Raw genomic sequence first — 20,842 nt, 5'->3', positions numbered from 1 at the left:
AGCCACCTCAAGACAGGCACAATCCGGCAAGCAAGAAAACTTAGGCAAGCAGTCATCAGGCGGCAGAATATTTTTGCCATCGCTTGACATGCAACCAAATGGTTGCATATTAGAGCCATGAGCATGGATGCCGTCTTTCGCGCTTTGGCCGACCCGACCCGCCGGCAATTGCTGGACAGTCTCCATGCCCGGAACGGGCAGACGCTGAACGCGCTCTGCGAGCATATGGAGATGACGCGCCAGGCGGTGACCAAGCACCTGGCGATCCTCGAGGAGGCCAACCTCGTCACCACCATGCGCCGCGGCCGCGAGAAGGAGCACTACCTCAACCCCGTTCCGATCAACGAGATCGCCGAGCGCTGGATCGGCAAGTTCGAGCGGGGGCGGCTTGCTGCCCTCAGCCACCTGAAGCAACGCCTTGAAAGGGAAGAGCCGTGAGCGAGAACAGCTTTGTTTATGTCACCTATATCCGCACGACGCCTGAAAAACTTTGGCAGGCGCTGACCGATCCGGAATTCAACCGGCAGTTCTTCCTCTGCTCCCATCAGGAGAGCGACTGGAAGGTCGGTTCGAGCTGGAAACTGGTCTTCCCCGACGGGCGCGTCGCCGACTCGGGCGAGATCCTCGAGGTTGACCCGCCAAAACGCCTGGTCATCAAATGGCGCAACGAATGGATGCCCGAGGTCAAGGAGGACGGCTACACCCGCTGCACCTTCACCATAGAGCCCGATGGTGAGTTGATGAAGCTCGCCGTCATCCACGAGGCTGACGGCCCGCACAGGCTGATCCCGAACGTCGCCAAGGGCTGGCCACTGGTTCTGGCGAGCCTCAAGAGTCTGCTTGAAACCGGCAAGGGTTTCGAGCGCCCGCCTTCAAAGGGGTGAACGTTCGTTTCGGATACGAGACAATCCTTGGTGGAGTTAATCTGATGCTTCACTTGTCGATACCGCAAGCCATGGCGAATGCAGACACGGTCATGGCCTCGGCCGAGCTTTGCGCCTCGCCGGGCGAGGTTATCGCGGCGCTGGCCACCAGTGAAGTCGAGCGCTGGTGGGGTTCGCCCGAAACCTACCGCATGACCGACTGGTCCGCCGATCTGCGTGTCGGCGGCGGTTGGAACGTCACGGTACAGGCCGCCGACGGCAGACACCTCCCCGCCGGCGGAAAATTCCTCGAAATCGAGATGCCGCGCCGCATCGTGCAGACGCGGCGCTACGATTGGGACCATCCGGCGCTGGGGCATCACGAGACGACGGTGGCTTATCTGCTGGAGCCGATCGGCGGCGGCACGCGGCTCACCGTCTGCCATGGCGGCTTCGCGGGTTTCCCGGATGCGGCGGCCGAACATGCCGAAGGCTGGGCGCGGGTGCTTGGATGGCTGCAGGGCTATTTTGCCGGCGCGGCCGCCCCTTCTCCCGCAAGGGGAGAAGAGAGCGCTGGCGCTAGATCACATTCAATTCCCTGAACGCCCTTCCTTCCGCCACCCGTTCATATCCAAACGCCCTGCAGTCCACCGTCCGGTAGCCGCCATGCACGATCAACTCGGCGAGCGACTTCCCCACCGCCGGCGCCTGCTGCAGGCCGTGGCCGGAGAAACCGTTGGCGAAGAGGAAGTTCTCGACCTCCGGGTGCGGTCCGATCACCGCGTTCTGGTCGAGCGTGTTGTAGTCGTAATGCCCGACCCAGGCGCGCGTCGGCTTGATCGCCTCGAAGGCCGGGATGCGGGTGGCTAAGGTCGGCCAGATCACCTCTTCGAACAGCGGCCAGTTGACGTCGAAATCCTTCGGATCGGGCGCGACATCGCCCTCCTCCGGCTCAGCGCCGCCGGTGAGGTAGACGGAGCCTTCCGGCCGCACATAGATGCCTGACGGATCGACCAACAGCGGCATGTCGGCATATTTCTCGCGCGCCTCGAAGACGAAGACGTTGCGCTTGCGCGGCTCGACCGGCAGCGCAAGCCCGGCAAAACCCGCCACCTTGCCGGCATTCGGCCCGGCGGCGTTGACGACAATGCCCGCTTCCAGCGTCTCGCCATTGTCGAGGCTTACACTGGTGACGCGATTGCCGTCGCGCGCAATGCCGGTGACGGATGCCGTAATGAAATCGATCTTCTTGTCGCGCAGCGCCTTGCGGAACAGCGTCAGCAGCGCATGCGCGTCGAACCAGCCCTCGCCGCTGCGGCCAAAGGCGCCGGCGGTGATGCCTTCGACCGACAGCCACGGGAAGCGGCGCGCCAGCTGCCCGGCGTCCTCGAGCAGGATATCGGCGCCCTCGGCGACCTGCGTCTGGTGATTGGACTTGAGGATCGGCAGGCCGGCCTCGCCGGCGAGGATGAGGTAGCCGCCCTCGCGAAAGCCGATATCGGCGTCGGCGCCGAAGATTTCCTCCAGCCGACGGAACAGTTTCAGCGTGAACTGCGACAGGCGGATGTTTTCCGGGATGGAGAATTGCTGGCGGATCGAAGCCAGGGACAGCGTCGTCGCCGCATGCGGAAACTGCGGATCGCGCTCGATCAGCGCGATCGAGCCGGTAAAGCCCTCCTCGCGCAAATAGTAGGCGACCGAGGACCCGACGATGGCTCCGCCGATGATGACGATGTCGTAGCGCATTTTTTCTCCGATCATTCGGTCGCGTCTTCACGCAACCGGCAAGTCGATCTCGAAGCGCGTGCCGCGCTCGGAGTCAACCAGCCTGATCGTGCCATCATGCGCTTTCAGGAGGGCCAGCACGATGCCGAGCCCCATGCCGGTGCCGCCGGTCTCGCGCCGCGTGGTGAAGAACGGCTCGAAGATCCTGGCGCGGTTGGCGGCCGAGATGCCGTCGCCGTCGTCGCCGATCCGGACCGACGCGCGCTCTCCATCGGCTGAGGCATGGATCGCCACCTGTCGGGCGCCATGTCGTGCCGAATTGTCGATGAGATTGGCGAGCACGATGCCGAGATTCTCAGCCGAGATGCCGAGCCTGATGTCGCCGCCGCCTTCAAGCCGCGCTTCCAGCCTGGTGTCGACCGGCAAGGATGCCAGGGCCGCATGAAGCGTCGTGCTGTCACCGCTCGGTTCCAGGTTCTCGGCGCGCGCCAGGTCGAGCAGCCGGCGCACCAGGAGATTGAGCCGCCCGGCGTCGGTGACGATGTTGTTGGAGAAACGCTTGCGCTCGGCCTCGTCCATCGCGCCGCCGGAATCCCTCAACAGCTCCGCCGCGCCCTGGATCGCCGTCAGCGGCGATTTCAGCTCATGCGAGACATGGGTGGCGAAGGTCTGGATGCTGTCGGAGCGCGCCTGCAGTTTTTGCGCCATGTCGAGGAAGGCCGCGGACAGCGCCGCCATCTCGCGCGTGCCGTGATGGGCGAGCGGCCTGATCGCCTCGCGGTCGCCGGCGGCGATGCGTTTCGTTCGCTCGATCAGCGCGTAGATCGGCCGGCTGACGGTGCGGATGAACACCAGCGCGATCAGCAGCGTGCCGCCGAGGATGGCGATCGCCGCCAACGTCACCTTGCCGCGCTCGCCATAGAGGTGCTTGACGATGTTGTTCGGCGTTCGCGACAGATAGACCACGCCCGCGACCCGGCCGTCGAGCTCGACCGGCATGGCGACGAAGACGCGCACCTTGGTGCCGCGGCTGACCGAATAGAGCGGCGGGGTCGGCTGGTCGGGGATGCGCAGCCTGAGCTCGCTGGCATAGGTGCCGGAAAGCGCGGTCCGCACCTCTTCGATCTGGCCGAGCGACTGGCCGACCTCGTCGCCGCCGGCGATCACCACACCGCGTGGATCGAGCAGCCGGAAGCCAGCGAGCGTCGTTTTCTGCGTCTCGTCGAGAATGCCGTCGAGCCGCGCGCCTATTGCCGCGAAGGCGGGATCGGGCGTGGCGGGAAGCGCCGCCGGCCGCGACGGCATGACATCGTCCGAGGCAAGGTCGAGGCGCGGCTCGATCGGATCATAGGGATAGTTGTTGTCCCTTGCCGGATCGGCCGAGACTGGCGCCCCCAGTCTTTCCGGGGCGATGCCGGCCGCGCGCACCTCGCTGGCATAGACGGCGGCGACGACCGCCCCTTGCGCGATCAGCTCGCCCTCGGTCTGGCGGATCAGCTGGTTCTCATAAAGCCGGAAGAAGAACAGCCCGACCAGCGGCAACGCCATGACCAGGATCAGGATGACGACGACGACGGTGGCGAGCCGCGGCCGCCACCTTTCCTTGCTCAACCACCGCATCGGCCGAGCCGGAAGCCGACGCCGTGCACCGTCGTGATCGCATCGAGGCAGCCGACCGCGGCCAGCTTGGCCCGCACGTTGCGGATGTGGCTGTCGACCGTGCGTTCCGAGACATGGATGTTGGAGGCATAGGCATTGGCCATCACCGCGTCGCGGCCAAGCACGTGCTGCGGACGGGCGAGGAAGCCTTTCAGGATCGCGAACTCGATCGCCGTCAAGGTGAGCGGCCTGCCGCCGAAACTTGCTTCATGGCTTGCCGGGACGAGCATGAGCTTGCCATGCGTGAATTCACGATCGTCCGCCTCTTCCTCCGCGGCGGCCGGCCGCGCGCGCCGCAGGATGACATTGACGCGGGCGACCAGCTCGCGCGGGCTGAACGGCTTGGTCACATAGTCGTCGCCGCCCATCTCCAGACCCAGAATGCGGTCGATCTCTTCATCCCGCGCGGACAGGAACAGCACCGGCACGTCGGATTTTTGCCTGAGCCGGCGGCAGACCTCGAGCCCGTCCATCTCCGGCATGCCGATGTCGAGTACGATGAGGTCGGGCGCGCGGCGCTCGACCGCCTGGAGTGCTGCGGCGCCATCGGCGACGCCGGCCGTCTTCATGCCGGCCTTTTCCAGCGCGAAGCAGATGATCTCGCGGATATGCGGGTCGTCGTCGGCGACGAGGATATTATGCGGCATCGATCAATGGCCCGGTGCGGACGGTTGCGCAGATGGAGGAAGCACGAGCGGGCCTCTGTTGTCGAGAACCCGCACCAGCCGCCAGTCGCGAAAGCTCCAGGCGCGCCATTTCTTTTGTTCGGCAAGATAATCGTCGATCATCACCTGGTCGGCCAGATAAGTGGTCGGCATTCCGATCTTGTGTGTGTAGTAGCGGTCCAGCGCCGGCATGGCGACAGCGCCGAGCGAGTGCAGATATGGCGTGTCGAGCGGAGTGCCGGATCCGGTCATTTCCAGGGAATGGTCGACATTGAAGTTGGCGATCGTTGCTGCGAAGTTGACGAAGCAGCAGGCATAAAGCGTCGCCGAAAGCGTCAGAAGATTGGCGGAAAGCAGCCATTCGCCGGATTTTTGAAGCGCGATGCGGGCGACGATGAGGGCCAGTCCCGCCGCCACCAGTCCCATCCAGATGAAGGCGGCGATGCGCAGATAGGTGAGCGCATAGACGTCGATATAGAGATCGAGCCGCAGCATCGAGGAGATCACCAGCGCGATGTTCTGCGCCACCCAGAGATAGACCAGCCCGCGGATCAGCGGATCCCGGGACGTCTCGCTGCCCGAGCGCAGCGCCGCCAGCACGAAGCCGGCGGCGAGCAGCGCGGTGGCGACCAGCGGATAGGCGCCGCGATGCGCATAGGCGGCATAGGTCATCCCGTCGGGCAGGGCGACCCCGCCCCAGAGATAGGTGGCGTCGAGCGCGCTCTGCACCGCGAACAAGCCATTGAAGACAATCAGCGCGCGCAGGATGGCCGCCTTGCCGAAGAGGTTGTCCTCGGCCTTCGCCGGTCTCGCTACGGGCGTGGCAGGCAAAACGCGCCTGACACGGAAGGCGAAGCGCGGCAGGCGCGGCCGCAGGAACGCCCAGACGCCGGCAAGCATGGTCAGCCAGAAGATCAGCCGCGCGAACTCGATTTTTTCGAAGAGCGCGTAGAGGTCGATCAGCGACAGCCAGTGCTCGATGATTGGATTGGCGGCGCCGAACAGCGCCAGGAAAACGACGCCAAGCGTCAAGGGCATGATCCAGACGACAATCGCCGTAAGCTGAAGCCGCCGCTGACCGAGTTCCCGCGCTGCCTTGCGCCAGCGGAAGAAGTCGCGGGCGAAGCGGAAGGGCGCTGCGACCAGGAACAGGCTGAGCTGGCGGGCTATTCGGGCAGGTTCGCTGCGCAGCCGCCCGGCCAACGACAGCGCGAAGACCGCAAGTGCCGTGACAGCGACCAGCAGCGAAAGCGGGCTGACATTTTCGACGAGAGGCAGCAGCGCGGCGAACAGCGCGGCCGGCTTCAGCCAGACCCGGCCGTCGCTGAGCGCCGCCGGATGCATGGCGACGACCGTGGCGGCGAGCACGGTCGCGAAGATGAAGACGGTGATCCCGACCGGCTGGCCGTAGAAAAGAAAATCGGCCAGCGCCACCAGCAGCGCGGCGGCGCCGACGCGGCGGCAGTAGCTCGGGACAGGCGATGTCGTGCTCGCCGGCGCCGTCACGGTCATCGTCGTCATCGCTGGGCTTTCCTGGCTGTGTTAGCGCCGCCGCATGCCGGCCGCGATCTGAACGGAAGCACCGTCGCCGTCACGCGCCGCCTTTGCGGCTCGACGAGCCACCAGCCTTCGTCGCGGAGCCGGCGCGGCAGGAACCAGCGGGATGTGTGAGGTGTTCGCATGCCTGCTTTATCGCCGACGGGCACGGTGAACGCGCGGCGGATTGGAGGAGGTTTTCCGCACAGATTTGCAGATTTGGTGCAGGACAGCCTGGCGCCGGCGCCCGAGACGCTCGAGTACGGCATCGCATATGGCGGTGCCAGCCCCTGGGATGTCGTCAAAGGCGATAGAGAGGGTTCTTGCGCGTGAAGCTGCGATCTATCCTTCGTCATTCTAGGGTCTGCGCGCGTCGCTTCGCTCCTTGCTCCGCCCTAGAATGACGAAGGACGGGTTGGCAGGACAGCGTGCGCCTCCGCCCTGCCGGGCATCTCACCCTTGCGGCCCCTCAAGGAGAAGATTACTCCCCGCCTTGCCTCATCCGCCATCACCCGGCATAGATCGGCCATGACCGTCGACACCTACCGCCCGCGCCGCTCGGTGCTTTACATTCCCGCCTCGAACGACAAGGCGCTCGCCAAGATCGGCGCCTTGGCCTGCGACGCCGTCATCATCGATCTCGAGGACGCCGTCCTGCCCGCCGACAAGAAAGCCGCGCGCGACAAGATTGCCGGCATCCTTGGCCGGCGCGAAAAACGCTGCGAGATGGTGGTGCGCGTCAACCCGCTCGCCAGCGAATGGGGCGCCGACGATCTGTTGGCCATGGCCAAGGCCGAGCCCGACGGCATTCTCCTGCCCAAGATCGGCACGCCGCGCGACATCCTCGAAGCGGGCGACCTGCTCGACGACAATTTCGCCCCGGACAGCGTGAAACTATGGGCGATGGTCGAGACGCCCAAGGCGCTGCTCAACATCGGCGCCATCGCCGAGTTCGGCCGCGATCCGGCGTCGCGCCTCGCTTGTTTCGTTGCCGGAACAAATGACCTGGTGAAGGCGACCGGCATCCTGGCGACGCCCGACCGGCGCTATCTGATGCCCTGGCTGATGCAACTGGTGCTCGCCGCGCGGGCCGGCGGCCTCGACGTGATCGACGGTGTCGCCAATGATTTTCGCGACCTCGATGCCCTGGCGCGCGAATGCGCCGACGGGGCGGCCATGGGCTTCGACGGCAAGTCGCTGATCCATCCCGCCCAGATCGAACCGGCGAACTACGCCTTTTCGCCGTCGCCCGAGGCGCTGGCCAGGGCGCGTGCGATCAGGGATGCATTCGCGCGGCCCGAAAATGCCGGCAAGGGCGTGATCGCGATGGACGGCCGCATGGTCGAGCGGCTGCATCTGGCGGAAGCCGAGAAACTACTGGCGAAGGCAATAATCATCGGCGCATGATGCGCCGATATTCAAGACAGGCTCGAAAAATGAAACTCTACCGCTTTCTGTCCGGCCCGGACGATTCAACTTTCTGCCACAAGGTGACGGCGGCCCTGAACAAGGGCTGGCACCTGTTCGGCTCGCCCACCTACGCCTATGACAAGAAGACCAAGTCGATGCGCTGCGGCCAGGCAGTGGTGAAGGATGTCGAAGGGCAGGACTACGGCCCGGACACCAAGCTGAGCGACTGGTAGAAAGGGCGGCAGCCCCCACTTCGTCATTCTAGGGCGGAGCAGGAGCGAAGCTCCGTCGCGAAGACCCTGGAATCCATGCCGTTACCTGAGCCGAAAGGCGCAGCGGATCAGAATATAGGGGACGTTTGCGGGTGTCGGGCGGCAAGCGTTCCGTTCTGCACCGCGGGTTTGGTGTTGATGGAACGGCATGGATCCTAGGGTCTGCGCGCGTCGCTTCGCTCCTTGCTTCGCCCTAGGATGACGAAGTGCGCGCTCAGCCCGCCGCCGCCTGCTCGGCCGCCTCCTCGATGCGCTCCATGTCGTCGTCCGACAGGCCGAAATGGTGACCGATCTCGTGGATCAGCACGTGGGTGACGATGTCGCCCATCGTCTCTTCGTTCTCGGCCCAGTAGTCGAGTATGGCGCGGCGGTAGAGCGTGATGCGGTTCGGACCTTCGCCGGTCTGCGGGTTCCAGCGCTCGGCGATGCCGCGCCCCTCGAACAGGCCGAGCAGGTCGAAGGGCGTCTCCAGCGACAGATCGTCCATGATCTCGTCGGTCGGGAAATCGGCGATCTGGATGATGATCTCGCCGGTGAGCTTGCGGAACTCGTCCGGCAGATGGGCATAGGTCTCCAGCGCCAGAAGCTCCATCTCGTCCATCGACGGCGAGAGCTGGTCGTGCCAGGTGCGTGTCTTGTAGATGCGGGCCATGAAATTTCCTTTGATCCCGGCATATAGGCTTTCGCGCCGATTGAGGCAAATGAGCCGGCTGGGCGTTCGCTTTCAGGGTAAAAGCTCGAAGGAATAAATTCCTTGTGACTCTGCTTGACTCTTCCGGCCGCCTCTGGAATCTATAGGAACATAACAGGAACAATTGCTGCCGGAAGTGAACGTCATGGCGATGAGCGCCGTGGCGCGGGACACTGTTTTTGCCCTGCGCCGCCAGATCGCGAAGATCGAAGGAACGCTGCCCGAGCGCCTGGAAGCGTCGGCGGCCGGTGGTATCGTGGATGCCACTCGATCGGACAGGACGATCGTCCGGCGTGGCCTCGCCGTGGCTTCGGCGGACGCCTTCCTGCATACCGGCATCGGTCGCCTCGACGCCGCCCTCGGCGGCGGCCTGCCCAAGGCGGCGCTCAGCGAAATCCATGGCCTGGAGACCCGCGATGCCGGCGCCGTTGCCGGCTTCGCGCTGTCGCTCGTAAGCCTGGTCCTCAGAGAGAAGCAGGGCCTGCCGATCCTCTGGGTCGGCACGGCGGAAATTTTCCACGAGGCCGGCTTTCCCTATGCCAGGGGCCTTCACGCCCTGTTCGGCATCGAACCGGAGCAATTGCTGTTTTCCGAGGCGCCAAAACTGCTCGACGCACTGTGGATCGCCGAGGAGGCCGCCCGCATGACGGCCTTTGCCGCGGTCATCCTCGAGATCCGCGGCAGTCCGCAGCGGCTCGACCTCACCGCCACGCGCCGGCTGCACGCCCGCGCCCAGAATGCCGGCCGGCCGCTGCTTTTGCTGCGCCAGGCCGGCGAGGCCGACCCCACCGCCGCCCCGGTGCGCCTCATCGTCTCGGCGGCGGCGGCGGCAAGCCGCGAAACCGTCGCCGGGCCGCTCGCCGGCTCGATCGGACGCCCCGCCTTCAAACTCGATATCGGCAAGAGCCGCACGGCCCTGCCCGGACAATTCACACTGGAGTGGAACCCACATGAACACGCTTTTGCAGAAAGAACAGAGAATTCTGTCGCTGTGGTTCCCGCATCTGGCCGCGGAGCGGATCCTGCGCCAGCGCCTGGGGCGGTCCTGGCGTTCCCGGCCCCCGCATCACCTGCCGTCACCTCACCCGCCGCTTGTGATCAGCCATCGCGACAACAACACCCAGCGCATCGCGGCCCTCGACGAGCGGGCTGAGGCGCTCAGATTGAAGCGCGGCATGGGCATCGCCGATGCGCGCGCCATGCATCCCTCGATCGATGTGGTCGAGGCCGATGCGGAAGCCGACCGCCGGCTGCTCGAAGGCCTTGCCGACTGGTGCGACCGCTACACGCCGCTGGTGGCGATCGACGGCGAGGACGGGCTGTTCCTCGACGTCACCGGCTGCACGCATTTGTTCGGCGGCGAGCGCGCCATGCAGGACGAGATCCTCACCCGCTTCTTCCAGCAGGGCTTCGATGTCCGCGCCGGGCTGGCTTCGACGCCGGGCGCCGCCTGGGCGGCGGCGCGCTTCCATGGCGACCGCATCATCGCCGGCGGCGAGGAGGAGGCGCTCCTGGCGCCATTGCCACTGTCGGCGCTGCGCATCACGCCGGAAACCCGCGTCGGCCTGGAAAGTGTGGGCCTGCGCACCGCCGGCGCGGTGATGGCCGCGCCCCGCGCGCCGCTCGCCCGCCGCTTCGGCGCCACCTTGCTTCTGCGCCTCGACCAGGCGCTCGGCCGCCTCGACGAGGCCGTGTCGCCGCGCCTTCCCGTCGCGCCGCTCTCGGTCGAGCGCCACCTTGCCGAACCGGTCGTGCTCACCGACGACATCGAGCGGCTGGTGAGCCGGCTGGCGATCGCCTTGAAGAGCGACCTCGAACGCCGCGGCGAGGGCGCGCGCACGCTGGCGCTGCTTCTCTTCCGCGTCGACGGCGCCGTCAGCCGCATCGCCGTCGGCACCTCGCGCCCGATGCGCGAGCCGCGGCTGATCCAAAGACTGTTCCATGAGCGGCTTACCGCGCTGGAGCAGACCATCGACGCCGGCTTCGGCTTCGACCTCGTGCGGTTGTCCGTGCTGTCGGTCGCGGCCTTCGACTTGGCCCAGGGCGACCTCACCGGCGAGACGAACGACGATGACGCCGACATCGCGCTCTTCGCCGACCGCGTCCGCGCCCGTCTCGGCGAGGCCGCCGTGCTGAAGCCGGTGGCCGTCGAAAGCCATCTGCCGGAACGCGCCGTCAAAACCGTGCCTTTCGCCGAAGCGCCGCAAAGACGCGCCCCGGCGGCCGGCCGGGCAGCACCGCCCCGAACGGCGCCGCCGATGACCGTCTATCCGCCGGAGCGGCCGGTGCGCCTGTTCCGCTCGCCCGAGCCGATCGAGGTGCCGGCGACCGAGATCCCGGAAGGTCCGCCAATGAATTTCCGCTGGCGGCGCGCGCTCTACCGCGTCGCCCGCGCCGAGGGGCCGGAGCGCATCGCCGCCGAATGGTGGCGGCAATTGCCCGGTGAGGAGGAGGCGCCGACCCGCGATTATTACCGCATCGAGGACAGCGAGGGACGCCGCTATTGGCTCTACCGCCAGGGCCTCTACAGCAGCGCCGCGCAGGCCGCGCCGCCGCGCTGGTTCATGCATGGGGTGTTCGCATGAACGCGCTGACCGTCATCCCCTATGCCGAGTTCGGCATAAGTTCGAATTTCTCCTTCCTGCGCGGCGCTTCGAAACCCGAGGAACTGGTGGTGACCGCGAAGTTCTACGGTTTTGCCTCGATCGGGCTTGCCGACAGGAACACGGTCGCCGGCGTCGTGCGCGCCTGGCAGCAGGCCAGGGTGGAGAAGATGGCCTATCATCCCGGCTGCCGCCTGGTTTTCGGCGACGGCGCGCCGGATATCCTCGCCTATCCCCGCGACCGCCAGGGCTGGGGCCATCTCTGCCGCATGCTGACCCAGGCCAATCTGCGCGACGAGAACGAGAAGGGCGCGACGCTGCTCCAGTTGAGCGACCTGCTCGAATGGGGCGATCGGATGTCGCTGGCGATCCTGCCCGATCTGTTGGCAGGCGCCGAGGACGGCTTGTCGTTTATTAGCCGGCTTAAGGATCGTTTCGGCGCGGCGCTCCGGCTGGCCGTGGCGCCGGATTATGCCGGCAACGATCGTTTCCGCATCGAGCAGGCGGCGTCGATGGCCGAGCACGCCCGCGTCCCGCTGATGGCGACCAACGACGTGCTCTATCACGCCGCCGACCGCCGCCCGCTGCAGGACGTGCTCACCGCGATCCGCCTCAACACCCCGGTTTCCGAAGTCGGGCTCGAGCTGACGGCCAATGCCGAGCGCCACCTGAAGCCGCCGCTGGAGATGGCGCGGCTTTTCCGCCGCCACCCGCAGGCGCTGGCGGAGACGCTGCGCTTCGCCGACGAGCTCACCTTCTCGCTCAGCGACCTCGAATACAATTATCCGGACGAGCCGACCGAATCCGGGCTTGGACCGCAGGCCGAGCTCGAACGCCTGGCGCGGGAAGGGGCGGTCAGGCGCTATCCGGCCGGCGTTCCCGATTATGTGCTGAAACGCATCGACAGCGAGCTCGCTTTGATCGAGCGCCTGAACTACGCGCGCTATTTCCTCACCGTCCACGACATCGTCAAATTCGCCCGCAGCCAGGACATCCTTTGCCAGGGCCGCGGCTCGGCCGCCAATTCGATCATCTGCTTCTGCATCGGCATCACCGAGGTCGGCCCGGAACGCATCGACACCTTGTTCGAGCGCTTCATCTCGGAAGAGCGCAACGAGCCGCCCGACATCGACGTCGATTTCGAGCATGAGCGGCGTGAAGAGGTCATTCAGTACATCTATACGAAATACAGCACCAAGCGCACCGCCTTGGCCGCCGCCGTCATCAGCTATCGCGGCCGCTCCGCCTTGCGCGAGGTGGCCAAGGCCATGGGCCTGTCGGAAGATGTCCGCAGCGCGCTGTCCAGCACCATCTGGGGCTGGTCGACCTCCGAGCTCGGCGCAAGGGAAGCCAATGCCGGCGGTCTCGACCGCACCGATCCGCTGTCGCGGCAGGTGCTGGAGCGCGCCAACGAGATCATGGGCTTTCCCCGCCATCTTTCCCAGCATGTCGGCGGCTTCGTCATCACCAGGGACCGTCTCGACGAGGTCGTGCCCATCGTCAAGACGGCGATGGAGGAGCGAAAGATGGTTGAATGGGACAAGGACGATCTCGATGCGGTGAAGATCCTCAAGGTCGACGTGCTGGCGCTCGGCATGCTGACCTGCCTGAAGCGCGCTCTGACCTTGCTCACGCAGCATTATCCGCAGGCGCGGGACGATTACGGCCGGCCCTACAGCTTGGACTCTATCCCGCCGGAGAACCAGCGCGTCTACGACATGATCTGCCGGGCGGATACGCTGGGCGTCTTCCAGATTGAATCCCGCGCTCAGATGTCGATGCTGCCGCGGCTTAAGCCCCGCGAATTCTATGATCTCGTCATCGAGGTGGCGATCGTGCGGCCCGGTCCGATCCAGGGCGACATGGTGCATCCTTATCTGCGTAGACGACAGGGCAAGGAGAAGGCCGAATACCCCAAGCCTGAGTTGGAAGAGATCCTTGGCAAGACGCTCGGTGTGCCTTTGTTTCAGGAGCAGGCGATGAAGATCGCCATTGTCGCCGGCGGCTTCCGGCCGGGCGAGGCCGACGAACTGCGCCGCGCCATGGCGACCTTCAAGAGAACCGGCACGATCGGCAACTATGAGACGCGGATGGTCGAAGGGATGGTCGAGAAAGGCTATCCCAGAGACTTCGCCGAGCGCTGCTTCAAGCAGATCGAAGGCTTTGGCGAATATGGCTTTCCCGAAAGCCACGCCGCCTCCTTCGCGCTGCTGGTCTACGCCTCCTGCTGGTTCAAGACCTTCTTTCCCGACGTGTTCTGCGCCGCGATCCTGAATTCCCAGCCGATGGGTTTCTACCAGCCGGCGCAGCTCGTGCGCGATGCGCGCGACCATGGCGTCGAGGTGCGCGAGGTCGACATCAACCATTCCGTCTGGGACTGCACGCTGGAGGCCACCGCCTTCGATCCGTCCCGCATCCTCGAGCGCCACGCCTCGATGCGCGGCGTCATCGAGACGGCGCATGCCGTCCGCCTTGGCTTCCGCCAGATCAAGGGCCTGTCCGAGGAGCGCATGGATATCGTCGTTGCCCAGCGCGGCGATGGCTATCGGTCGGTCAGGGATGTCTGGTTGCGCTCGGGCCTCGATGTCGGCGAGATCGAGAAGCTGGCGCAGGCTGATGCGTTCCGCTCGATCGGCCTCGACCGCCGTGCCGCGCTCTGGGAGGTGCGGGCGCTCGACGGCAAGAGCGCAGCCGAAAAACTGCCGCTGTTCGACCAGCCGTCGCTCAGCCTGCGCGAGCTGGAGCCGGAAACGAAACTGCCGAAAATGCCGCTCGGCGAGCATGTCGTGCACGACTACCGCTCGCTCGGCCTGTCGCTGAAGGAGCATCCCGTCGCCTTCCTGCGCGAAAGGCTGGATCGCGCCGGCGTCACCCCCAATTCCCGCCTGCCGTCGGTGCGCGACGGCCGCCGCGTTTCCGTCGCCGGGCTGGTGCTGGTGCGCCAGCGCCCAGGCAAGGGCAATGCGATCTTCCTCACGCTGGAAGACGAAAAATCGATCGCCAACGTCATCATCTGGCCACGCGTCTTCGACCGCTTCCGCTCCGTCGTCATGGGCGCCCGCTTCATCCGCGTCACCGGCAAGCTGCAGCATGAATCGGACGTCATCCACATCGTCGCCGACCGGATCGAGGATCTGACCTCCTGGCTGAGCGTGTTGCTGGAGTCCAACCGCCCGGTCATCGAGCATAATCCCGCCGAACGGCCGGCTGGATCAGAGTCCGCCGCAAGCCGCGGCCTGCCGGTCCGCCAGGATATCGAGGCCCTGTCGGGTGCCGCGCAACAAGTCATGCCGAAAGGGCGGAATTTTCAGTGAGGCAGAGGCTCTTCGACCTCAATCGGAGCGAAGACGCATTGTGAAGCCGCGTTCCTTCACACCCCCCTCTGGCCTGCCGGCCATCTCCCCCGCAAGGGGGGAGATTGAACGCTCAGCCGGTTTCGCCAATCTCCAACGTTGCAAGAATGGCGGAGCGCCAGAACTGCCAATCTCCCCCCTTGCGGGGGAGATGCCCGGCAGGGCAGAGGGGGGTGCTGTCCCGCCAGCGTTCCGGTTGTCAGCAAAAGGTCTTCACGAAGCCCCGCCGAGCCGCGGCGTCCGCGGCGCCAGCATGTCCTCGGCCGAGATCGTGCGCGCCTCCGAAGGCAGCATGATCGGGATACCGTCGCGCACCGGATAGGCGAGCTTCGCCACGCGCGAGACCAGCTCGCTGCGCTCGGGGTCCCAGGTCAGCGGCCCCTTGGTCAGCGGGCAGGCCAGCAGCTCCAGCAGCTTCGGGTCGACCTCGGCCTTCCGCCCGTCACGTCCGTCAGCCATGAACCCGTCCCCGTACCGGCAACCTATTGTAGACTTGACCCAAATTCATCATCCTCGCGCGCCAGCGTTATTTCGGTGATGGCGATCAGCGTCTCGGCGCGCGTCTTCAGGTCCGGCGCTTCCAGCAGCGCCTGTTTCTCGGCCGGTCCATAAGGCGCCATCATCGACAGCGCGTTGACCAGCATGCCGTTTTCGGCGCGGCTGACGCTTTCCCAGTCGGCCTCGAGGTCGTTGGCCTGCAGATAGGCGCGAAACGCCTTGAGCAGCGCCGGCCGGTCGACCTCGGCGCCGGCCGGGTCTTCATCGAGGTCGGCCAAAAACGGCCTGATCTTGCACTGCCGGAACGGCGCCTTTGCCGCGAGCTCCTGCACGATGCGAAACCGGCATACGCCCTGCAGCGAGATCAGGTAGCGCCCGTCGCCGGTCTCGGCGAGCGAGATGATGCGCCCGGCGCAACCGACGCTGCACAGCTCGGGCTCGCCGTCGTCGCGCAATGCGCCGTCAAGGCTGGGCTGGACCATGCCGATCAGCCGCGAGCCGGCCATCGCCAGGTCGATCATCTGCAGGTAACGCGGCTCGAAGACGTTGAGCGGCATGCGGCCGCCCGGCAGAAGCAGCGCCCCGGCAAGCGGGAACACCGGGATTGCCGGCGGCAGATCCTTGGCAAGCCGATAGAGTGCGTTACCGACGCGCACCGCGACCCTCCCAAAGCAACGGCGGCAAGAGCATCAAGCTGCAATCTCCTCTCGCACCGGCAAACTCGCCTCTATCGGCGTCCGGCCCCGCCCTTATCTGGCGCTGACGTCCCGCTGCGCAAGCCTGCCGGCCACGATAGCCGGCAAAAAATTCACGGCAATTCCGCGAAAAGTGCCTGGCGGTCAGGTTCGGCGACGTCGCCGTAGCCTCCCGTCCGGAATTGCGCAAAACCAAACTTAAAGCGGTTCGGCGATTCTGTGAAACGCCGAACCGTTCTAGGAAAACAGCAGCGACGAGAGCTTGCGGCGTGCCGCGAGCGTCGCCTCGTCGGTCATTCCCCAGGCCTCGAACAATTTCAACAGCTGCGCCCTGGCGCCGTCGTCGTTCCAGGTCCGGTCGGCCTTGACGATCGCCAGCAGGTTGTCGGCGGCCGCGCTGCGCTCGCCGCGCGCGTTCTGGATCATCGCCAGGTCGAAGCGCGCCTGATGGTCGGCCGGGTCGGCGGCGAGCCGGCGCTCGAACTCGGCCGGATTGCCGAGCGCGGCCGCTTCCGCGGCAAGCGTCATCTTGGCGCGCAGCGCCGCCAGCGCCGGCGCGTCCTTCTTGTCCTCGGGCGCCCGCGCCAGCACGGCTTCCGCGCCTTCCGCATCCCCGGCATCGAACAGGATCTCGCCCAGACCCGCGACCGCCTCGATCGTCTCCGGCGCCTGCTCGAGGATCGCATCGTAGATGTCGGCAGCGGTCTGGACGTCGCCGGCCGTACGCGCCTCGGCCGCCGCGGCAAGCGCGTCCGCGATCTGCGGCGCGCCGCCGCCCTTGCCGCCAACCTTCTGGATGAACTGGGCGATCTGGCTTTCCGGAACAGCGCCCATGAAGCCGTCGACGGGCTGGCCGTCCTTGAAGGCGATGACGGCGGGGATCGACTGGATGCCGAGCTGGCCGGCGATCGAGGGATGATCGTCGATGTTCATCTTGACCAGCTTGACCTTGCCGCCGGCGTCCTTCACCGCCTTTTCGAGCTGCGGCGTCAGTTGCTTGCAGGGCCCGCACCATGGCGCCCAGAAGTCGACCAGCACCGGCTGGCGGCGCGATTCCTGGATGACGTCGGCGGCGAAGGTGGCGGTCGTGGTGTCCTTGATCAGGTCGGCCGCCGCCGGCGCGTCGCCGAGCGAAACCTTGGCGCGGTCGCCGCCGCCATATTGCACCGTCTGGGCGTACTGGCCGCCATTGCCGCCGAACGCGCCGCTATACGGATTGTCGTCACTCATATTCTCGCCCTTTCGGTCACGCTCTCGGGCGTCGGCGCCCGGCGCGTCATTGTCGGATTTCAAAACCGCCTTCCATGTGGCGATCAGCCCCCGAGTTTCAAGGTAATAAGGCCTTCAAGGTCATGAGACCTTGAGGATAACAGGATCGTGGCCGGTTGCCTCGACGAATCTGATCAGGTCTGCGGCGGCGATCGAGGTCGTCGCCTCATTGGTCAGCGGGTGGCCGTTGATGACGTCGTGGCTCATCAACGCCTGGTCGAGCACGATCTTGACCTTCCCTTCCGTGTCGTTGATCAGGCCGAAAACGGTGACCGCGCCGGGGATGACGCCGAGCAGTTCCATCAGCATTTCCGGCTTGCCGAAGGACACCCGGCTGGCGGCGCCGATCAGGTGGTGGATCTGCTTCAGGTCGACCACGGCGTCCTCGCCGACGGTGACGAGGAAATAATTGTCCTTCTTGTCCTTGAGGAACAGGTTCTTGGTGTGGCCGCCGGGAATCTCGCCGCGCAGGCCTTGCGAATCGGCGACCGTGAACAGCGGCGGGTGCCGCACCGTCGTCACGGCAATGCCGAGATCGGCAAGAAATTCGTTGAGCTCGGCTTCGGTCTTCGGCATCGGTCCTCGCGCAATCAGAAAGGGGTCATGCCGTTTACGGCCAACGGCGCCCTCGGGGCAAGGCTGCCGCAGCGATTCCAGGCAAGGCGAACGGCGGCTTTGCCCGGGGACTCGCAACCGGCCCGGTTTTGGCCCCGCTTCGATCATTTCGAAGCGAACTTCGCCGCGTGAGGAATTCGCTCCAAGAACACCGTCATTTCCCTGTTGCAATCGCCGCGCTCTTCGGCCATATAGGCCCGGCTTGCGGCCCAAGGCCGCGCGAGCGGGTGTAGCTCAGGGGTAGAGCACAACCTTGCCAAGGTTGGGGTCGAGCGTTCGAATCGCTTCACCCGCTCCAATTTCCTCAAGGAAGTTAAGCGCTATGAAAAAGGGCCGGATCGATCCGGCCCTTTTCATTTTTGCCGCTGACATACGCTGTTGGACACTCATGGCTGCCGCTTGGCGGAGCCTTTCGCGGATCATTTCGCGATTGCCCCTCGCACCGGAGATACGCTAACAACGGCAAGGCAGGCCTTGGCGGGGCGCTTGTCGCGTAACGCAGGCACGCTTGCCGCAGTATCTGGCCTGAACAGGCTCCATACCCATGACCTTCCCTCTCTCATCAACGATCACTCGGTGCGCCGCGATTGTCGATCCGGTCACCACGGGGGCGTGCGCTGCGCAGGTGCCGCGTGTACCAGCCTGATCGCTCACAGGCCGATTTGGAGGCCCGCAACGGGCTGGCGGAGGCGCTCTCGCCTCTATTGCAGGGTTTTGTTCGGGCTCCCTCTGGATCCGGGCCTGCCGAAGCGATTCAGGGCTTGTTCACACGTTTCAAGCGCCGTTTTGCCGAGCCGGTGGGGCACTGGGCGCAGGATAACCTTGCGGCGCACCGGACCGTGGTCGAGACCATTTTCTATCCTTTCGGCGGCCCGGACCTGCTGTTCCCCCTTCACCTTTTCCCGCAAGCTCGGGAATATATCCTGGTTGGCGCCGAACCATGCGGTCCCTGGCCGCTCGCGGAAAGACCGGACGACTTCGCGTTGGCCGACATGGTGGACATCTTGCGGCACTATCTCGACTGCTCCTATTTCGTCACCAAGGACCTGCGATCGCAGCTGACGGGCAGCAGCATAGGGGGCGTCCTGCCGCTCCTGATCGCGCAGATCGCCCATGCCGGGCTGCCGCTGCACCGGATCGATCCCGTCGACGGCACGGGGATCCATATCCTGTTCGGTGACCGGGCGGCGCCAATCCGCCTCACCTATTTCCAGCAGGACCTTCGCGACGAACACTGGGCGCGCGAGAGTCCGCTCAGCCGTCACCTCGGGGCCACGCGCCGCTTGGCGACCTTTGTCAAGAGCGCGAGCTATCTCCTGCACGAACCGCCCTTCGAGCGGCTTCGCGGTCTTCTGCGGGAACGGACCGATGTCCTGGTGCAGGATCCAAGCGGCGTCCCCTACCGCCTGTTGCGCGACTGGGGATGGCATATCGAGCTGCATGGACGCTTTGTCGCCGATATTCCGATGTTCGCGAAGTATGATCAGTCGGAGCTGGCCGCGGCCTATGGCGACAGGGGCGACGGTCCGGTCCTGCCCTTCGGGATCGGCTATCTCAACGACGCCGCAAGGGCCGGCCTTATCGTCGCCGTGCCTCCGTGCCGCTTATAGGGGCCGGCATGCGGCTCCTGATGACCCAACGCGCGCTTGTCGACTTCCACGGATCGGAGATGGTCACCGTCGAGGTCGCCCGCGAAATGGCCGAGCGCGGTCACGAAATCACGGTTTTCAGTCCTCGTCTCGGCGGTGTCGCCAAACTGCTCTGGCCAAGCGGCGTGCGTGTGGTATCGCGCCTGGACGACGTGCCGTGGACCCCGGACCTGATCCACGCCCACCATCATCTGCCGGCCATGGCGGCCATGGCGCGCTTCGAAACAACGCCTGCCGTCTACTATTGTCACGGCGCCATACCATGGGTGGAGCAGCCGCCCATGCACCAGCGCATCCACAGCTACGTGATGATGTGCGAATGGATGGTGCGACGCGCCATCGCCGAGTTCGATCTCGATCCCGGGCGTGTTTCCTGCGTGCCGAACTTTGTCAACACGACGCGCTTCTCCGAGCTGCGCGCGCCGCCTCGGGAGATGCGCCGGGCGCTGCTCTTCCAGAGCAGTGGCCTGCCCGCGATCGAGCTTTCGCAACTGGAATCCGGTTGTGCCGCGCTCGGTCTCCAACTCGACAAGATCGGCGCGGCCTATGGCAACAGCCAACCCCGGCCGGAGATGCTGCTGCAGCAATATGATCTCGTCTTCGCAAGCGGCAAATCCGCGCTGGAAGCAATGGCGACCGGTTGCGCGGTGATGACGCTGGCGCCGACCCAGGCCGGTGGACTGGTGACAGTGGAGAACTTCGACCGCGGCTCCTCCTTGAATTTCGGACCCCGCTACTACAGCGGCGCGACGCCGATCAACGAGGCATGGCTGCGCCGGGAGCTCGCTCTCTATTCGCCGGAGGACGCGGCCCAGGTGACGGCAAAGGTGCGGCGCGAACGAACCCTCCAGATTGCGGTCGACGGGCTGGAAGGCCTTTATCGAAAAGCGCTGGAATCCGGTGTGCCCGAGCCGGCAGTGGGTCCGTTCGCGCCCTATCTCGAACGCCTGGCAAGCGAGGTTGACGCGATGTGGCTGGAGAGGGAAAGCTTGCCTGCGCTGCGCGGGCGCATCGCTTATCTGGAAAGGAAGCTCGCGCGGAGATGGCCGTCTCGTCTCAAAAAAATCATCAAATCCATCTCGCGCAAACGTGGGCATGAATAGGGCGGCGCGTCTTGGCGCCGCGCATGGCCCGAAAAACGTCGCCGCCTGAACCGATCGCCCGTGCGCCTTCCGTCACGGACTTCCCGCAAAATTGATCAAGCAGATGGATCACGCGATATTTCTCCCGGGTAGTAGCATTCGCCACCCCGAAAATATCGGCAACCCATCAGACTTGGGTCGCATGCCGAAGGGACTGTAGAGCCTCTTTTGCCGGGCGCCCGACAATTATATGTTGA

The 20,842-nt window shown here is 65.5% G+C and carries 19 protein-coding genes and 1 tRNA gene; 11 read left to right on the top strand and 9 right to left on the bottom strand.

Annotated elements, in window-relative coordinates:
- The first annotated feature begins 117 nt into the window (after positions 1 to 117).
- From FJ430_RS04665 to FJ430_RS04655, 3 genes are read left to right on the top strand one after another with little or no spacing between them, the layout of a single operon-like run.
- Positions 118 to 438: an ArsR/SmtB family transcription factor gene (locus FJ430_RS04665; RefSeq protein WP_140647191.1), complete on the top strand. Its 321-nt coding sequence runs from the start codon at positions 118 to 120 to the stop codon at positions 436 to 438.
- Complete coding sequence (locus FJ430_RS04660; RefSeq protein ID WP_140707288.1) at positions 435 to 884, top strand: SRPBCC family protein; 450 nt, start codon at positions 435 to 437, stop codon at positions 882 to 884. The genes FJ430_RS04665 and FJ430_RS04660 overlap by 4 nt, the downstream gene beginning before the upstream one ends.
- A gap of 44 nt (positions 885 to 928) precedes the next feature.
- Positions 929 to 1,465 carry an SRPBCC family protein gene (locus FJ430_RS04655; protein WP_140707291.1) on the top strand — a complete coding sequence of 179 codons (537 nt, stop codon included), beginning with the start codon at positions 929 to 931 and terminating at the stop codon, positions 1,463 to 1,465.
- On the opposite strand, the gene FJ430_RS04650 is transcribed toward FJ430_RS04655, so the two are convergent.
- The 4 genes from FJ430_RS04650 to FJ430_RS04635 are packed head-to-tail and all read right to left on the bottom strand — an operon-like array spanning position 1,443 to position 6,433.
- On the bottom strand, positions 1,443 to 2,609 hold the full coding sequence (locus tag FJ430_RS04650; protein ID WP_140707293.1) for an NAD(P)/FAD-dependent oxidoreductase: 1,167 nt from the start codon (positions 2,607 to 2,609) through the stop codon (positions 1,443 to 1,445). The genes FJ430_RS04655 and FJ430_RS04650 overlap by 23 nt on opposite strands.
- Positions 2,610 to 2,636: 27 nt before the next feature.
- The gene (locus FJ430_RS04645; RefSeq protein ID WP_413467860.1) at positions 2,637 to 4,136 is read right to left on the bottom strand and encodes an ATP-binding protein; all 1,500 of its coding nucleotides are present in this window, start codon (positions 4,134 to 4,136) and stop codon (positions 2,637 to 2,639) included.
- Positions 4,137 to 4,195: 59 nt separating this feature from the next.
- Positions 4,196 to 4,894 carry a response regulator transcription factor gene (locus FJ430_RS04640; protein ID WP_140707297.1) on the bottom strand — a complete coding sequence of 233 codons (699 nt, stop codon included), beginning with the start codon at positions 4,892 to 4,894 and terminating at the stop codon, positions 4,196 to 4,198.
- A 3-nt stretch (positions 4,895 to 4,897) separates the two neighbouring features.
- The gene (locus FJ430_RS04635) at positions 4,898 to 6,433 is read right to left on the bottom strand and encodes a DUF4153 domain-containing protein (RefSeq protein WP_226892077.1); all 1,536 of its coding nucleotides are present in this window, start codon (positions 6,431 to 6,433) and stop codon (positions 4,898 to 4,900) included.
- Between the two features lie 543 nt (positions 6,434 to 6,976).
- On the opposite strand from FJ430_RS04635, the gene FJ430_RS04630 reads away from it, so the two are divergent.
- Positions 6,977 to 7,855, top strand: a complete 879-nt coding sequence (locus FJ430_RS04630) for an HpcH/HpaI aldolase/citrate lyase family protein (protein ID WP_140707301.1) — start codon at positions 6,977 to 6,979, stop codon at positions 7,853 to 7,855.
- A 29-nt stretch (positions 7,856 to 7,884) separates the two neighbouring features.
- Positions 7,885 to 8,091 (top strand): DUF1737 domain-containing protein, encoded by a 207-nt coding sequence (locus FJ430_RS04625; protein ID WP_140647198.1) that lies wholly within the window; start codon positions 7,885 to 7,887, stop codon positions 8,089 to 8,091.
- Between the two features lie 253 nt (positions 8,092 to 8,344).
- Here FJ430_RS04625 and FJ430_RS04620 read toward each other — a convergent pair whose 3' ends face one another.
- Entirely contained in the window at positions 8,345 to 8,782 is a 438-nt protein-coding gene (locus FJ430_RS04620) for a metallopeptidase family protein (protein WP_140647199.1), read from the bottom strand.
- A gap of 184 nt (positions 8,783 to 8,966) precedes the next feature.
- Between FJ430_RS04620 and FJ430_RS04615 the strand changes: the two genes are divergently transcribed.
- From FJ430_RS04615 to FJ430_RS04605, 3 genes are read left to right on the top strand one after another with little or no spacing between them, the layout of a single operon-like run.
- On the top strand, positions 8,967 to 9,974 hold the full coding sequence (locus FJ430_RS04615; protein WP_140707303.1) for an ImuA family protein: 1,008 nt from the start codon (positions 8,967 to 8,969) through the stop codon (positions 9,972 to 9,974).
- Positions 9,916 to 11,406 carry a DUF6504 family protein gene (locus tag FJ430_RS04610; RefSeq protein WP_140707305.1) on the top strand — a complete coding sequence of 497 codons (1,491 nt, stop codon included), beginning with the start codon at positions 9,916 to 9,918 and terminating at the stop codon, positions 11,404 to 11,406. The genes FJ430_RS04615 and FJ430_RS04610 overlap by 59 nt, the downstream gene beginning before the upstream one ends.
- Positions 11,403 to 14,738, top strand: a complete 3,336-nt coding sequence (locus FJ430_RS04605; protein WP_140707307.1) for an error-prone DNA polymerase — start codon at positions 11,403 to 11,405, stop codon at positions 14,736 to 14,738. The genes FJ430_RS04610 and FJ430_RS04605 overlap by 4 nt, the downstream gene beginning before the upstream one ends.
- 252 nt (positions 14,739 to 14,990) lie before the next feature.
- Here FJ430_RS04605 and FJ430_RS04600 read toward each other — a convergent pair whose 3' ends face one another.
- The 4 genes from FJ430_RS04600 to FJ430_RS04585 all read right to left on the bottom strand — a co-directional run bounded on the left by FJ430_RS04600 (position 14,991) and on the right by FJ430_RS04585 (position 17,815).
- A complete protein-coding gene (locus FJ430_RS04600) occupies positions 14,991 to 15,236 on the bottom strand; it encodes a Trm112 family protein (RefSeq protein ID WP_140707309.1) in 246 nt (81 codons plus the stop codon).
- Between the two features lie 23 nt (positions 15,237 to 15,259).
- Complete coding sequence (locus FJ430_RS04595) at positions 15,260 to 15,931, bottom strand: LON peptidase substrate-binding domain-containing protein (protein ID WP_140659057.1); 672 nt, start codon at positions 15,929 to 15,931, stop codon at positions 15,260 to 15,262.
- A 276-nt stretch (positions 15,932 to 16,207) separates the two neighbouring features.
- Entirely contained in the window at positions 16,208 to 17,200 is a 993-nt protein-coding gene (trxA, locus tag FJ430_RS04590; protein WP_140707414.1) for a thioredoxin, read from the bottom strand.
- A gap of 120 nt (positions 17,201 to 17,320) precedes the next feature.
- Entirely contained in the window at positions 17,321 to 17,815 is a 495-nt protein-coding gene (locus tag FJ430_RS04585) for a prolyl-tRNA synthetase associated domain-containing protein (protein WP_140707311.1), read from the bottom strand.
- 262 nt (positions 17,816 to 18,077) lie between these two features.
- On the opposite strand from FJ430_RS04585, the gene FJ430_RS04580 reads away from it, so the two are divergent.
- From FJ430_RS04580 to FJ430_RS04570, 3 genes are all read left to right on the top strand, one after another.
- Positions 18,078 to 18,152: transfer RNA gene (locus FJ430_RS04580), tRNA-Gly, on the top strand.
- Between the two features lie 334 nt (positions 18,153 to 18,486).
- The gene (locus tag FJ430_RS04575; RefSeq protein WP_140707313.1) at positions 18,487 to 19,464 is read left to right on the top strand and encodes a hypothetical protein; all 978 of its coding nucleotides are present in this window, start codon (positions 18,487 to 18,489) and stop codon (positions 19,462 to 19,464) included.
- Positions 19,465 to 19,472: 8 nt separating this feature from the next.
- Entirely contained in the window at positions 19,473 to 20,606 is a 1,134-nt protein-coding gene (locus FJ430_RS04570) for a glycosyltransferase (protein WP_140707315.1), read from the top strand.
- Positions 20,607 to 20,842: the final 236 nt, after the last annotated feature.

It is taken from the genome of Mesorhizobium sp. B2-8-5 (assembly GCF_006440675.2).
Lineage (GTDB): Bacteria > Pseudomonadota > Alphaproteobacteria > Rhizobiales > Rhizobiaceae > Mesorhizobium.
The sequence above is the reverse complement of the archived record's forward strand: the minus strand, read 5'-3'. Positions and strand labels throughout refer to the sequence as shown.

Coding starts and splice junctions, on each gene's coding strand:
- FJ430_RS04600 (WP_140707309.1), bottom strand. CDS start 15,236: ATGGCTGACGGACGTGACGGGCGGAAGGCCGAGGTCGACCCGAAGCTG.
- FJ430_RS04605 (WP_140707307.1), top strand. CDS start 11,403: ATGAACGCGCTGACCGTCATCCCCTATGCCGAGTTCGGCATAAGTTCG.
- FJ430_RS04570 (WP_140707315.1), top strand. CDS start 19,473: ATGCGGCTCCTGATGACCCAACGCGCGCTTGTCGACTTCCACGGATCG.
- FJ430_RS04655 (WP_140707291.1), top strand. CDS start 929: ATGCTTCACTTGTCGATACCGCAAGCCATGGCGAATGCAGACACGGTC.
- FJ430_RS04665 (WP_140647191.1), top strand. CDS start 118: ATGAGCATGGATGCCGTCTTTCGCGCTTTGGCCGACCCGACCCGCCGG.
- FJ430_RS04620 (WP_140647199.1), bottom strand. CDS start 8,782: ATGGCCCGCATCTACAAGACACGCACCTGGCACGACCAGCTCTCGCCG.
- FJ430_RS04625 (WP_140647198.1), top strand. CDS start 7,885: ATGAAACTCTACCGCTTTCTGTCCGGCCCGGACGATTCAACTTTCTGC.
- FJ430_RS04585 (WP_140707311.1), bottom strand. CDS start 17,815: ATGCCGAAGACCGAAGCCGAGCTCAACGAATTTCTTGCCGATCTCGGC.
- FJ430_RS04635 (WP_226892077.1), bottom strand. CDS start 6,433: ATGACGACGATGACCGTGACGGCGCCGGCGAGCACGACATCGCCTGTC.
- trxA (WP_140707414.1), bottom strand. CDS start 17,200: ATGAGTGACGACAATCCGTATAGCGGCGCGTTCGGCGGCAATGGCGGC.
- FJ430_RS04615 (WP_140707303.1), top strand. CDS start 8,967: ATGGCGATGAGCGCCGTGGCGCGGGACACTGTTTTTGCCCTGCGCCGC.
- FJ430_RS04650 (WP_140707293.1), bottom strand. CDS start 2,609: ATGCGCTACGACATCGTCATCATCGGCGGAGCCATCGTCGGGTCCTCG.
- FJ430_RS04630 (WP_140707301.1), top strand. CDS start 6,977: ATGACCGTCGACACCTACCGCCCGCGCCGCTCGGTGCTTTACATTCCC.
- FJ430_RS04640 (WP_140707297.1), bottom strand. CDS start 4,894: ATGCCGCATAATATCCTCGTCGCCGACGACGACCCGCATATCCGCGAG.
- FJ430_RS04645 (WP_413467860.1), bottom strand. CDS start 4,136: ATGGCGTTGCCGCTGGTCGGGCTGTTCTTCTTCCGGCTTTATGAGAAC.